This is a genomic window from Bartonella koehlerae C-29 (assembly GCF_000706625.1).
Taxonomy (GTDB): domain Bacteria; phylum Pseudomonadota; class Alphaproteobacteria; order Rhizobiales; family Rhizobiaceae; genus Bartonella; species Bartonella koehlerae.
Genome location: NZ_KL407334.1, coordinates 138529 through 151535, shown reverse-complemented (window position 1 = coordinate 151535; position 13007 = coordinate 138529). Strand labels below are relative to the sequence as shown.

Below are 13007 nucleotides of genomic sequence, written 5' to 3'. Positions count from 1 at the left end.
CGGTAGCGGTAGCGGTAGCGGTAGCGGTAGCGGTAGCGGTAGCGGTAGCGGTAGCGGTAGCGGTAGCGGTAGCGGTAGCGGTAGCGGTAGCGGTAGCGGGGAACTCTGGTGCTACAAAAATGTTTTACCAAAAATGTCTCATTTTAAAACTAAAGAACATCGTTTTGTTGCTGGACTCTCCGTTTATAAAACAAAGGGGCTTGAAAAATCTCTCAGAGAATGTCAAAAAAAAAGATAAAAATAATGAATGGTTCTCTAGGAAATCATTTCCAAAAATATTTTGAATATTTTGTCTAAAATTTTTAAAAAGCATCAATTTGTGGAGTTGCCAGTCGGTTATGTCTATGCTAGAAACCGAAAAGTTTTTTGTTCTAGATTTTAAGAAGCAGATTCTTAAAATTTGGGTGCTCGTTCATTTCATCTGATAACTATCAGAGAATTGCTCAAGGGAAAGAGGCGGTATTTCGTGTCGAATTCATTTTCTCTTATACCGCTGCCATTGGTAGATCAGCGCTATGCACAAGCGCTTTTTGATTTTGTTCAAGAAGAAGGGTTGGTCGAAAAACTTGAAAAGGCAGTCGAGTCTTTTTTGGTGGTCTTAGATCAAGATGAAAACTTAAAACGCTTTGTGCAAAGCCCATTCTTTTCCGTAAAAGAGCAGGTTAAAGTTATGCATTCTGTTTGTGAAAACATTCAGTTTTCTGATGAGGATGCTGGTCAGGTTTTAAGTCATTTTTTGCGCGTTATCACGCTAAACCATCGTCTTCGTGCTTTGTCTGGTATTTTACATGCTTTTCAGCGTCGTGTTGCTCTTTCTCGTAGGGAGGTTTCGGCACAGATTATTGCTGCTCACCCACTGAATCCTCAGCAGGAACAAGAGTTGCAGGTCGTTTTGGAAAGTGTCGTTGGGGGAAAAGTTTTGCTAAACATCTGTGTTGATCCAACAATTCTTGGTGGGCTGATCATTCGTCTGGGATCATCACAGATCGATACGTCCCTTATGGCGAAGTTGTCTTCGCTTAAGATTGCATTGAAAAAAGAGGTTAGCTGATGGATATTAGACCATCTGAAATTTCAAAAATTCTAAAAGAACGAATCAAAAACTTTAACCAAAAGGCTGAAGTTTCAGAAATTGGTTGGGTTTTGTCTGTGGGTGATGGTATCGCTCGCGTTTATGGTTTGGATAATGTTCAAGCGGGAGAAATGGTTTCCTTTTCGAATGGTGTGCGTGGTATGGCACTCAATTTGGAAATCGATAATGTCGGGGTGGTCATTTTCGGATCAGATCGTGATATTCGTGAAGGCGATTGTGTTAAACGACTCGGTGCTATTGTCGAGGTGCCTGTCGGTCCAGCTTTGCTAGGGCGCGTTGTCGATGCACTTGGAAACCCTATAGATGGTAAGGGACCTCTTAAGGCAACAGAATATCGTCGTGTTGATGTGAAAGCTCCAGGCATTATTCCACGTCAGTCTGTGTATGAGCCAATGTCCACAGGATTGAAGGCTATCGATGCACTCATTCCTATTGGACGTGGACAACGTGAATTGGTGATCGGTGATCGTCAAACAGGAAAAACAGCAATTTTGCTTGATACATTCTTGAATCAAAAACCTTTCCATGAAAAAGGTGATGGGAATGAGCAGGATAAAGTCTATTGTATTTATGTTGCTATTGGTCAAAAACGTTCAACCGTGGCGCAATTCGTTAAAGTTTTACAGGATCGTGGGGCGCTTGAGTATTCTATTATTGTAGCAGCTACAGCTTCTGATCCCGCGCCTATGCAATTTATTGCACCTCTTGCTGGTTGTGCAATGGGGGAATATTTCCGTGATAATGGCCAACATGCTTTGATTGGTTATGATGATCTTTCAAAACAAGCCGTTGCTTATCGTCAAATGTCTCTTTTGCTTCGTCGCCCGCCTGGTCGTGAAGCCTATCCTGGTGATGTTTTCTATCTTCATTCCCGCCTTTTAGAGCGCGCTGCAAAACTTAATGCTGAAAATGGTTCCGGGTCTTTGACGGCTTTGCCTGTCATTGAAACTCAGGCAAATGATGTTTCTGCTTATATTCCAACCAATGTAATTTCCATCACTGATGGGCAAATTTTTCTAGAAACTAATTTGTTTTATCAGGGAATTCGTCCTGCTGTTAATGTTGGTCTTTCTGTATCGCGTGTTGGTTCTGCTGCACAAATTAAGGCGATGAAGCAGGTTGCTGGTTCCATTAAAGGGGAATTAGCACAATATCGCGAAATGGCAGCTTTTGCACAGTTCGGTTCGGATTTGGATGCTTCAACACAGCGTCTTTTAAGTCGTGGTGCTCGTTTAACAGAGCTTTTGAAACAACCACAATTTTCTCCACTAAAGACAGAAGAACAGGTTATTGTTATCTTTGCGGGTGTCAATGGTTATCTTGATGCTTTGGCTGTGGCTGATGTCGGTCGATTCGAGCAGGGGCTTTTGACGCTTTTGCGCAGTGATCACTCAGATCTTTTGCAGGCAATTTCTGACCAGAAACAGATAACCGATGACATCAAGGATAAGTTGGTCGTTGTTCTTAATACTTACGCAAAGAATTTTTCATAATGAGTTGATGGAATGCTTCGATGGCGTCGTTAAAGGATCTTAGAGACCGTATTGCTTCGGTTAAGGCAACACAGAAAATTACTAAAGCAATGCAAATGGTTGCCGCAGCAAGGTTGCACCGTGCGCAAGAGGCAGCTCATTCTGCACGTCCTTATGCCAAACGGATGGCTGCTATTTTGGCCAATCTTGCGACTGATGTGGACCCTATCGATGCGCCACCTCTCATGCGTGGAACTGGACGAGATGATATTCATCTTCTGGTGGTTTGTACTGCTGAACGTGGATTGTGTGGTGCTTTTAATGTGCAGATTGTTCGTCGGGCACGTGAACATATTAAAATGCTGCTTGCTGCCGGTAAAATCGTTAAAGTTTTAACCGTGGGCAAAAAGGGAGCAGATATTTTATCTCGTGATTACAAAACTTTGATGATTGGTCATATCGATTTGCAGTCTGTCAAGCGAGTTGGTTTTGCAGAGGCGGCAATGATTAGCCAGAAAATCGTTGATTTATTCGATGAGAATGCCTTTGATGTTTGTACTCTGTTCTATTCTGAATTCGTTTCAGTGATTAATCAGTGCCCCGTCGCTTTTGATTTGATCCCTATGAGATCTCCCAAAGGTGCTGTTGCAACAGGAAAAGTTGAACAAAAAATAGACAACAGTGCAAGCCTAAAATCAAGTGTTTACGATTATGAGCCTGATGCAGCTTCTCTTTTAGATGAGCTTGTGCCACGCAATCTTTCTGTGCAAATCTTTCGGGCTTTGCTTGAAAATGTTGCTGGTGAAATGGGGGCAAAAATGACTGCTATGGACAATGCATCGCGCAATGCAGGTGAAATGATTAATAAATTGACGGTGGCGTATAATCGTCAGCGTCAGGCACAGATTACGACCGAATTGATCGAAATTATTGCGGGCGCTGAAGCGCTTTAAATTGAAAAGGTAAGAATTGATGGTAAAAGCAATGACGTCAAGTAAGGAAGTAGCAAAAGTTGAGAAAAAGAAATCTGCTCCTCGTTCAGGTGTGAAAAAAGCTGCTTCGAAATCTCAAGCTTGTGTAAAGGATTTCTCGGGTCCTGTGCATACGTCTCCTCAAAAAAGTTCGCTTGCAGAAACAGCAGTTGGTGTGATCAAACAAGTTATTGGTGCTGTTGTTGATGTGCAATTTGAAGGTGCTTTGCCAAATATTCTGAATGCATTAGAAACAGATAATTTGGGCAATCGACTGGTTTTAGAAGTTGCTCAGCATTTGGGTGAGAATACTGTGCGTACTATTGCCATGGATACTACCGATGGTCTTGTTCGTGGTCAAAAAGTTTTTGATACAGGAACACAGATTCGTATTCCCGTGGGAGAAGCGACTCTTGGTCGTATTATGAATGTGATTGGAGAGCCGGTTGATAATGTTGGCCCAATTATTACAAGCAAAACCCGTTCCATTCATCAAGAGGCTCCTGAATATGTGGAGCAATCAACCGCATCAGAAATCCTTGTGACTGGTATTAAAGTCGTTGATCTGTTAGCTCCTTATTCTAAAGGGGGTAAGGTTGGCTTGTTTGGAGGTGCGGGTGTCGGTAAAACTGTTCTCATTATGGAGCTTATCAACAATATTGCAAAGGCGCATGGTGGCTATTCAGTGTTTGCTGGTGTTGGTGAACGCACACGTGAGGGAAATGATCTTTATTATGAAATGATCGAGAGCCGTGTGAATGTGAATCCAAAAAACAACAATGGTTCAACAGAAGGATCAAAATGTGCACTCGTTTATGGGCAAATGAATGAACCACCAGGGGCGCGTGCACGTGTGGCTCTTTCAGGATTGACTATTGCAGAAAGTTTCCGTGATGAGGGGCAGGATGTTTTGTTCTTCGTGGATAATATTTTCCGTTTTACGCAAGCAGGGGCTGAAGTGTCAGCTCTTTTAGGGCGTATCCCTTCTGCTGTGGGGTATCAGCCAACTTTGGCAACTGATATGGGTGCTCTGCAAGAGCGTATTACCAGTACAAAAACAGGTTCTATTACCTCTGTTCAGGCTATTTATGTTCCTGCGGATGACTTGACAGATCCGGCTCCTGCAACATCTTTTGCCCATTTGGATGCGACGACGGTTCTTTCCCGTTCTATTGCGGAAAAGGGTATTTATCCGGCGGTTGATCCGCTTGATTCTTTCTCACGCATGTTAGATCCATTGGTCGTAGGAGAAGAGCATTATACTGTTGCTTGTCAAGTTCAGACCATTTTGCAACGCTATAGGTCGTTGCAAGATATTATTGCTATTCTTGGAATGGACGAACTTTCTGAAGATGACAAGCTGCTGGTGGGGCGTGCCCGTAAAATTGAACGTTTCCTTTCGCAACCTTTCCATGTTGCTGAAGCCTTTACCGGTTCATCTGGAAAATTGGTACCTTTAGAAGAGACAATCAAAGGCTTTAAGGGCCTTTGCGCTGGTGAATACGATGATTTGCCAGAAGCGGCTTTTTACATGGTTGGTTCGATTGATGAAGCAGTTGAAAAAGGAAAGCGTCTTATTGCAGAAGTTTCTTCATAAAAGAAAATCTGTAATAAATATTTGTTGTAGAGAGAATAGTAAATCCTCATATTGAGCCTCGTGGAGATTTTTGTGGAAAACAATAGAGTAAACCATTTTTTGTTTGAACTTGTGTCTCCTGAAAAACTTGTATTTTCAGAGCAGGTTCTGTCTGTTGTTCTTCCTTCAGCCTCAGGTGCTTTGACAGTGATGGCGCATCATGCGCCTTTGGTGGCGAGTATTGTGTTGGGCAGTGTGTATGTTCTTACCTCTTCAGGGAAAAAGCTGTTTGCTGTTTGCGGGGGCGTTGCAAATATTACCTCTTCGGGGTGTTCTGTTTTGGTGGAGCGTGTTGTGGCTGTTCAACATCTTTCTTTTGATGATTTGGAGCAGCAGATTTTGCGGATACGAGCAACGTTAGAAGGGGATTCAAATGATGGGATAAGTCATAAAATAGAAGACTTTTTTCATCAATTGGAAATTGGTGATGCTGGGCTAACGGAGGCATAACAGATTATATAGGAAAAGGTAACGTGAGCGGCAAAAGAAATGCAGTTGTATCTGCTAAAAGGGGGGGAAAGCCTTTTCCCCATCCGGGTGTTGTTTTTGCTGGGCCTTTGCCAAAATGTTTCGTTTATATTTTAGCCTCTTTTGTTTTGCAGTGGGCTTATGGCTTAGGGGCAAATATTGTTCAGTCTAATATTATCTATCTTACGGGCGATTTCCACGCAACTTTGACCGAGACAACGTGGTTGGTGGCTGCTTATATGGCTCCAAATGTTAGTGTTGCGATCATGCTGATCAAGATCCGATACCAGTTTGGGCTTCGGGCTTTTGCTGAATTATCAATCCTTGGCTTCGTTTTGGTTTGTGTCTTGCAGCTCTTTGTGACGGATTTGCGTTCCGCACTGATCATTCGTTTTTTTGCTGGCGTTGCTGCAGCGCCATTGGCTTCACTCGCGTTGCTTTATATGATGGAGGCTTTTGCACCAGCAAAAAAATTCACTATTGGTCTTAGTTTGAATTATATGAATGCAGCTTTAGCAGCGCCCTTATCACGTTTGATTTCTCCTGATTTGCTTGAAAATGGTGGGTTTTTGAGCCTTTCAGCACTGGAAATGGGATTGGTTCTCATCAGTTTGGGATGTATCTATGCTCTTCCACTGACACCTGTTGTTCGTAATAAGGTTATTCAGAAGTTAGATTGGGTGAGCTATAGTTTGATTGCATTTGGTCTTGGACTCAATGCAGTGATTATGTCTGTTGGAACTTTGTATTGGTGGTATGAAGCACCCTGGATTGGGTGGGGACTTGCGCTTGCTGTTTTATCTTTGGTTATTGCTACGGTTATTGAACTTAATCGAGAAAAACCATTGATTGATTTACGCTGGATTTTCAGTAAAGAAATCGTACAATCTGTTCTTATTTTATTAGTTTTTCACGTTTTTTTGTTAGAGCGATCAAGTTTAGCAGCAAGTTTTTTTAATCTTTTTGGTTTATTAAATCGTGAAATGATGCCCATGTATCTTGCAGTTACATTTGGTACCCTTTTAGGGGGAGCGGTTTGTGTCTTTTTTTTACGGGTGGGACGTGAGGATTATTTTTATCTTTTATCTCTGGGCTGTTTGGCGCTTGGGGCTTATTTAGATAGTCATGTAAATCATTTAACACGCCCACAAGATATGATGTTGAGTCAAGGGTTGGTTAGTTTTAGTTATGCACTTTTTTTGCCTCCTGCTCTTTCTAGGGGATTTGTGATAGCCGGCGAACGAGGACCACGTTACGTTTTAAGTTTTATTACTGTTTTTCTGCTTACGCAAGTGACGGGCGGATTGATGGGATCAGCTTTTTTTGGCAGTCTGCAGCTTTTTTTCGCCTATAAGAACTTTGAGTCTTTAACGCAAAATATTGTTGTAACAGATCGTCTTATTTCAGGTGAGGTGAATACCTTATTTTCGTCTTCTTTCTGGGGAACAGTTCCCTATGGTTTGGAGCACGAGCAAGGCATATCTAGGCTGATTGAGAAGTTTAAATTAACAGCAAATATTTTTGCTTACGATGATGTTTTTCGGCTGTATTTTTATATTTCAACGGTTGTATTTGTTATTTTTCTTGCCAAAATATTTCTAAAGGCATGCTTTTTGAATGCTTTTGAAAAGCAGAGCAGTCTCGTAAAAGAGGAGTGCAAAAAATGATAAAAGCATTACGATCAAGAGCGACGATTATTGCATTCTTCTCAGGAATTACAGGTTGTTTACTGATTTTATGGGCTTGGAAACTTCCTCCTTTTGTCAGTACAATTCAAATAACCGATAATGCTTCCGTTAAAGGCAATATGACACTGGTGAGTTCACAGATCTCTGGTGTGATTGCACGGATTTATGTGCAAGATTATCAAAGAGTTGAACAGGGAATGCTGTTATTTGAACTCGATGATTCCCTCTTTCGCCAACAGCTTGCACGGGCACAGGCTGTTTTAGATTCAAAAAATGCAAAACTTGCAAGCGTTGTTTTGCAGGCGCAGCTTTTGCAGGGAGAAATTAATACAGCAGAAGCCGAATTGACCCGTTCGCGAGCATTCTCCAATGTTATTCCTGAAAACAAGAAGTTAGGCTTTGGGGATACTGCGAGTTCTGTTTCTCGTCCTCTTTCGCAATTATTGGCAGCACTTGAAACAAAACGCCAGTTACAAAAACAATTGGATCTTGAACGGCAAAGTTTGCAGTCAGAGGTTGCTGGAGCGAAGGTTGGCGTTGAATTGGCGAAGCTGAATCTGAAACACACGAAGATTTTATCTCCTAAAACCGGACATGTTGGATTGGTTGGCGCACGGGTAGGACAATATGTTTTGCCTGGTACGCAATTGGTGTCACTTATTTCTGATGATATTTGGATTATTGCCAATTATAAAGAAACGCAACTTTCTCAGATGCGTGTTGGGCAACCTGTTATTTTTTCCGTTGATGCATTGAACAATCAGAAATTAACAGGACGTGTGGTTCGTTTCGCACCTGCGACAGGTTCGGAATTTTCATTATTAAAAACAGATACTGCAATTGGTAATTTCATCAAAATTGCGCAACGTATTTCAGTGCGTATTTCTTTAGATCCTGGACAGGAAGGAGCGGAGAAGCTTATTCCTGGTATGTCTGTTGTTACCTATGTCGATACTTCACAACGTGGTTCTGGAGGCTAATGTTTTGGGCTTTTTGAGTTTGATTTTTATTCCTTTTGTTTATAGTAAATGGGCTTTTACTTTGGAAGATTTCGTTTGGTTTGTTATAGTGCATATTTTAAAATACTTTTTTCTAAGCTGAAATGAGTAATATATTTCACAGAAATATGGAAAAATGCCCGCTTTAGAGCGGGCGTTGAAAAATGTGCTGTTTAGAAAAGTCTCAGTGGTGTATGATTTTAATTTTTACGTACCAGCATAAAACTGGCTAAAGCTAATCCTACGGCCAATGCAAGGGTTGTTTTAGGGTTTTCTTTTGCTTTTTTTTTCAATTCTGTAACATGCTCGTTGAGATGGTAAAGTACATGTTGGCCTTTTTGTTTCCATGTCTCAAATATCTCAGAGATGTCTTCAAAGCTGTTACTATGAGAACGCAGATGATTCACGGGAACGAGTTCATTTTTTAATTGTGCGATGTGTTTTTTAATTCTAGCATTTTGGGTGTGGGTTGAAAATAGGCACATGGGTTTCCTCCTTCATGTGTTATAGTGTTTCATACAGTTGGAATTGTGTTTGGAATTTTGCTATAACGGCTTAAAAATTGAAAGGTTGCATTGTGTGCGCTTGTTTGCTTTTCAGTGAAGCAAAGAAACCAAAAGCTTTTGTATAATGAGAGCGTTCTGTTCATTCATTTTTTCACATTGTACTCTGGCAAGCGTTGCCATAAATGATAATCGATAACGCAGGTTTTGGAAATTTGAGGGCTTGATGAACACAGCGTATTCTTTATCTACACCTTTTGAGCGTCGCCGGTCTGTTGCTGTTGCTGTTGGTAATGTACTGGTTGGGGGGCATAGTTCAATAGTTGTTCAGTCAATGACCAATACGGATACTGCTGATGTTGATGCTACAGTTGCACAAATTGCTGCTCTTTGGCAGGCCGGTTCGCAATTGGTTCGCATCACTGTTGATCGTAATGAAGCTGCTGCTGCTGTGCCTAAAATACGGGAGCGATTGGAACACTTAGGATTTGTTGTGCCATTGGTGGGAGATTTCCATTATATTGGGCACAAGCTTTTATCAGAACATCCTGCGTGTGCTGAGGCTCTGGCAAAATATCGAATCAATCCTGGGAATGTTGGCTTTGGCGCAAAAAAGGATCGTCAGTTTGCTGAAATTATCGAGATTGCCTGTCGCTATCGTAAACCTATTCGCATTGGGGTGAATTGGGGGTCGCTTGATCATGTGTTGTTAACACGGCTTATGGATGAAAATGCAAGGAAGGAAAATCCCTTATCTGACGGTGAAATTATGCGGGAAGCTGTTGTTCAGTCGGCTCTTCATTCAGCTGTTTGGGCTGAAGAGATGGGGTTGAGACGTGATCAGATTATTCTTTCTGCGAAAGTGAGTGATGTACAAGATCTCATCGCTGTCTACAGTACTTTGGCGGAACGTTGTGATTATGCGCTCCATTTGGGATTAACAGAAGCAGGAATGGGAACAAAGGGCATTGTTGCTTCTTCCGTGGCTTTGGGAATTTTGTTACAGCAAGGAATTGGTGATACGATTCGTATTTCTTTAACACCTGAACCTGGTGGAGATCGGACACGGGAAGTAAAGGTTGCTCAGGAGCTTTTGCAGGCGATGGGGTTTCGGCAATTTTTGCCTGTTGTTGCGGCTTGCCCTGGATGTGGTCGCACAACTTCGACAGTGTTTCAGCAATTGGCACAAAAAATTGAAGCAAACTTACACAAAAATATGTCTGTATGGCGTGAAAAATACCCTGGTGTTGAAAGTTTAAAGGTTGCGGTGATGGGGTGTATCGTCAATGGACCGGGAGAATCAAAACATGCTGATATCGGTATTTCATTGCCTGGAACGGGAGAAAGTCCAGCAGCACCTGTTTTTATTGAAGGGCAAAAGGTGAAGACTTTGCGTGGAAACCGTATTGCTGAAGAATTTGAATTTCTCTTAAGTAATTATATTCATACACGTTTTGGGAAAGGTTGAAACAAATTATGAAGAGGACCGAAACAAAGAAAAGCTTTTGCTTTGCTGTGGTAGGTTTTTAATTTTTGCGTGTTGCACTAAAACGAGCGGCTTGCTGGAGCGGTTTTGCTTTGTTGCCAAAAGGTATTAAAAGTGCTTCTGCTTTAGCGATGAGTTCGTCTCGTTTTTTTTGTGTTTCTTTAACACCATAAAGATGAATAAAAGTGGCTTTGTGTGCTGTTTCATCTTTTCTCGCGGTTTTACCTAAAACTTTAGTGCTGGCGGTGACATCAAGTAGATCATCTGTTAATTGAAAGGCTAAGCCAAGATATGTTCCAAAAGCAGCAAGTTTTTCGGTCAATTCTTTGGAAGCATTGCCGATGATTGCTCCTGCTTGGCAAGCAAAGCTTATAAGAGCTGCTGTTTTCATGTGTTGGAGAGTCGTGATACTGGCGCTCTCTTGTGGTTTTTTTTCTGTTTTAAGGTCAAGCATTTGTCCGCCTATCATGCCACCAAGTCCTGATGCTTGTGCAAGAGCGGTAATCAGTTTGATTCTGGTTTCAAAGGAGAGTTCACTAGCTTTATGGGCAATGATTTCAAAAGCAAAAGTCAAAAGAGCATCACCTGCTAGAATTGCTGTGGCTTCATCAAATGCTATGTGGACGGTGGGTTGTCCGCGTCGGAGTGTATCGTTATCCATGGCAGGAAGATCATCATGAATCAGAGAATAACAATGGACACATTCTAAAGCACTTGCGATGTTGAGAGAGTGTTCAGCTGGGATGTCAAAAAGTGCACTACTTTGAATAACCAAAAAAGGACGTAGCCGTTTCCCACCATTGAGCACGCCGTAACGCATGGCTTTGAGTAAAATTTCAGGACGAGCAATTTCACCATTTTGGACTTGATCACTTAACAGTGTGGTAAGCCGTTTTTCAACACTGTAGGCGTTTTTCGCAAGAAGGGTTATAAATTCATGCATTCTTGTTTCCTTATATTTTGCAAAAAAAAGTTTTAAAATTGAGTGCATAACATAAAGTGTAACTCTTTTTTGTTTTATCAATTTGCGTAAGCTTTTAAATCCTGTCCCTTAAGTTTACTGTTTGCGTGCACTGTATGTGCGTGTTGTGTTAAAGCCAAACAAAAAATTAAAAGAATGTCTAGTCAAAAGACTTTAATCAGTGTATATACCTATCAAGTTTTGTAATGTTTTTCATAAGAGCATTGTCGAATTTGTGATGTTTTTGATAAAAAAACGATCATAATGGGCATTGCTTTTTCTGTTTTAATGGATTTGGAGTGTCTCTTTATGGCTGTACCTAAACGAAAAACCTCTCCATCGAAGCGGGGTATGCGCCGTTCGGCTGATGCCCTTAAGGCGCCGACTTATATCGAGGATAAAAACTCTGGTGAACTACGTCGTCCTCATCATATCGATTTGAAAACTGGAATGTATCGTGGACGTTCAGTTTTGCCTGCTAAAAATTGAGATTTTTATCTCTCTAGCATAGATGGATTCATTTGAGTCAGAGATAGATGAGAGAGGAGGTAAATGAATGTGCGCATGCGCTGTATTTTCGCTTCTTCTTCTTCTCAGAAAGAAGACACAGCTGATGGATTTTCTTCTGCGTTTTTATTGTTTTAATGGGTGTCTTTTGCCTATACGCTTTGTCTTGAGTGTACTTATATGAAGAGGCTGTAAAGGTTCTCTCTTTCTTGTTGGCTCTTGATGAGGGTGTTTGGTGAAGGAGTCTTTTCCTTCATGGCATTCTTAAAAGCCTATTGGAAAGGGGGGGATAAAAGCAGGAGGAAGAATCAATTTCATAACAATATAAGGTTCTAATATCTCATTTCACTCATATCATGTTCAATTCTACCAATATTGCTGTGTGGGGAATTCGTGAGGAGAATAGGTGAATTTTCCTATCAAATATTCTTCTGTTGATGAAAGCCCACTAATAAAAAATAAAACCAGTAGAATGCTGGTTTTATTTTATGATCGAAAGATTTTGCAATTTATTATGCGGCATAGACAGCTTCGCTGTTTGCATTTATCTCATCTCTCTTAGTTTTAAATTCACGCTTTAACTTTTTGGAGAGATGCATTTCTATGAGATTGATGGCTTCTGTTTCAGAAAGACTATTAATAACAGCAATTTCACGAGCCATCCTTTCAAGTGCAGCGGTATAAAGTTGACGTTCGGAATAAGATTGTTCAGGTTGTAGATCTGAACGAAAAAGATCACGTACTACTTCGGCGATACAAATAAGGTCTCCTGAATTAATTTTAGCATCATATTCTTGGGCGCGACGTGACCACATGGTTCGTTTAACCCGCGCTTTTCCATGCAAGATTTTCAATGCACGTTCAACGGAATCAACAGCAGATAATTTGCGCATTCCAACGGAAATAGCTTTTGCAATTGGCACTTTAACATCCATCTTATCTTTTGCAAAATGAATGACAAAAAGTTTTAATTTATGCCCTGCAACTTCTTGATCTTCAATCGCTATAATTTGCCCTACTCCATGGGTAGGGTAGACAATATATTCAGAGGTTGAAAATCCTTTAGCATTGGAAGACGTTCCATGTTGGGATGCCATATCTTAGTTTACTCCCTTTAGTGACCAGCAAATGTAACGGAAAACAGGCTAAAAGCCTGAATGTTGAATGTTCTTTAACCAAGTATATTATACGAATTTAATGTGCATAAAAGTTGAGTACTTTTAA

At 41.1% G+C, this 13007-nt stretch carries 13 protein-coding genes; 10 read left to right on the top strand and 3 right to left on the bottom strand.

Translation table 11 applies throughout. The features are described from left to right. The 8 genes from O9A_RS08080 to O9A_RS00690 form a co-directional block, all read left to right on the top strand. On the top strand, positions 1 to 284 hold a 284-nt coding region (locus O9A_RS08080; protein ID WP_034457816.1), incomplete at its 5' end, for a hypothetical protein. A gap of 182 nt (positions 285 to 466) precedes the next feature. Beyond that, positions 467 to 1051: an ATP synthase F1 subunit delta gene (atpH, locus tag O9A_RS00720; protein ID WP_034457813.1), complete on the top strand. Its 585-nt coding sequence runs from the start codon at positions 467 to 469 to the stop codon at positions 1049 to 1051. Beyond that, entirely contained in the window at positions 1051 to 2586 is a 1536-nt protein-coding gene (gene atpA / locus O9A_RS00715) for a F0F1 ATP synthase subunit alpha (RefSeq protein WP_034457811.1), read from the top strand. Before atpH ends, atpA begins: the two co-directional genes overlap by 1 nt. Before the next feature lie 20 nt (positions 2587 to 2606). Then, positions 2607 to 3518, top strand: a complete 912-nt coding sequence (locus O9A_RS00710) for a F0F1 ATP synthase subunit gamma (protein WP_034457810.1) — start codon at positions 2607 to 2609, stop codon at positions 3516 to 3518. Positions 3519 to 3537: 19 nt separating this feature from the next. Further along, on the top strand, positions 3538 to 5133 hold the full coding sequence (gene atpD / locus O9A_RS00705; RefSeq protein ID WP_034457808.1) for a F0F1 ATP synthase subunit beta: 1596 nt from the start codon (positions 3538 to 3540) through the stop codon (positions 5131 to 5133). A 72-nt stretch (positions 5134 to 5205) separates the two neighbouring features. After that, on the top strand, positions 5206 to 5622 hold the full coding sequence (gene atpC, locus O9A_RS00700) for an ATP synthase F1 subunit epsilon (RefSeq protein ID WP_195890908.1): 417 nt from the start codon (positions 5206 to 5208) through the stop codon (positions 5620 to 5622). A 23-nt stretch (positions 5623 to 5645) separates the two neighbouring features. Further along, positions 5646 to 7307 carry an MFS transporter gene (locus tag O9A_RS00695; protein ID WP_034457804.1) on the top strand — a complete coding sequence of 554 codons (1662 nt, stop codon included), beginning with the start codon at positions 5646 to 5648 and terminating at the stop codon, positions 7305 to 7307. Continuing rightward, positions 7304 to 8308: an HlyD family secretion protein gene (locus O9A_RS00690; protein ID WP_034457803.1), complete on the top strand. Its 1005-nt coding sequence runs from the start codon at positions 7304 to 7306 to the stop codon at positions 8306 to 8308. The genes O9A_RS00695 and O9A_RS00690 overlap by 4 nt, the downstream gene beginning before the upstream one ends. 218 nt (positions 8309 to 8526) lie before the next feature. On the opposite strand, the gene O9A_RS00685 is transcribed toward O9A_RS00690, so the two are convergent. Then, positions 8527 to 8811: a hypothetical protein gene (locus O9A_RS00685; protein WP_034457801.1), complete on the bottom strand. Its 285-nt coding sequence runs from the start codon at positions 8809 to 8811 to the stop codon at positions 8527 to 8529. A gap of 244 nt (positions 8812 to 9055) precedes the next feature. Here O9A_RS00685 and ispG point away from each other — a divergent pair, with 244 nt between their 5' ends. Next, positions 9056 to 10297, top strand: a complete 1242-nt coding sequence (ispG, locus tag O9A_RS00680; protein WP_034457799.1) for a flavodoxin-dependent (E)-4-hydroxy-3-methylbut-2-enyl-diphosphate synthase — start codon at positions 9056 to 9058, stop codon at positions 10295 to 10297. Positions 10298 to 10355: 58 nt separating this feature from the next. On the opposite strand, the gene O9A_RS00675 is transcribed toward ispG, so the two are convergent. Beyond that, a complete protein-coding gene (locus O9A_RS00675) occupies positions 10356 to 11258 on the bottom strand; it encodes a polyprenyl synthetase family protein (protein ID WP_034460145.1) in 903 nt (300 codons plus the stop codon). Between the two features lie 327 nt (positions 11259 to 11585). Here O9A_RS00675 and rpmF point away from each other — a divergent pair, with 327 nt between their 5' ends. Further along, complete coding sequence (gene rpmF / locus O9A_RS00670; RefSeq protein WP_034460144.1) at positions 11586 to 11765, top strand: 50S ribosomal protein L32; 180 nt, start codon at positions 11586 to 11588, stop codon at positions 11763 to 11765. 530 nt (positions 11766 to 12295) lie between these two features. On the opposite strand, the gene O9A_RS00665 is transcribed toward rpmF, so the two are convergent. Next, positions 12296 to 12880, bottom strand: coding sequence for a CarD family transcriptional regulator (locus tag O9A_RS00665; RefSeq protein WP_034457797.1), 585 nt, complete (start codon positions 12878 to 12880; stop codon positions 12296 to 12298). Positions 12881 to 13007: the final 127 nt, after the last annotated feature.

Bases quoted from the DNA above. Each gene is read 5' to 3' on its own strand.
- atpA (WP_034457811.1), top strand. From the start codon at position 1,051: ATGGATATTAGACCATCTGAAATTTCAAAAATTCTAAAAGAACGAATC.
- O9A_RS00710 (WP_034457810.1), top strand. From the start codon at position 2,607: ATGGCGTCGTTAAAGGATCTTAGAGACCGTATTGCTTCGGTTAAGGCA.
- atpD (WP_034457808.1), top strand. From the start codon at position 3,538: ATGGTAAAAGCAATGACGTCAAGTAAGGAAGTAGCAAAAGTTGAGAAA.
- O9A_RS00690 (WP_034457803.1), top strand. From the start codon at position 7,304: ATGATAAAAGCATTACGATCAAGAGCGACGATTATTGCATTCTTCTCA.
- O9A_RS00685 (WP_034457801.1), bottom strand. From the start codon at position 8,811: ATGTGCCTATTTTCAACCCACACCCAAAATGCTAGAATTAAAAAACAC.
- ispG (WP_034457799.1), top strand. From the start codon at position 9,056: ATGAACACAGCGTATTCTTTATCTACACCTTTTGAGCGTCGCCGGTCT.
- O9A_RS00675 (WP_034460145.1), bottom strand. From the start codon at position 11,258: ATGCATGAATTTATAACCCTTCTTGCGAAAAACGCCTACAGTGTTGAA.
- rpmF (WP_034460144.1), top strand. From the start codon at position 11,586: ATGGCTGTACCTAAACGAAAAACCTCTCCATCGAAGCGGGGTATGCGC.
- O9A_RS00665 (WP_034457797.1), bottom strand. From the start codon at position 12,880: ATGGCATCCCAACATGGAACGTCTTCCAATGCTAAAGGATTTTCAACC.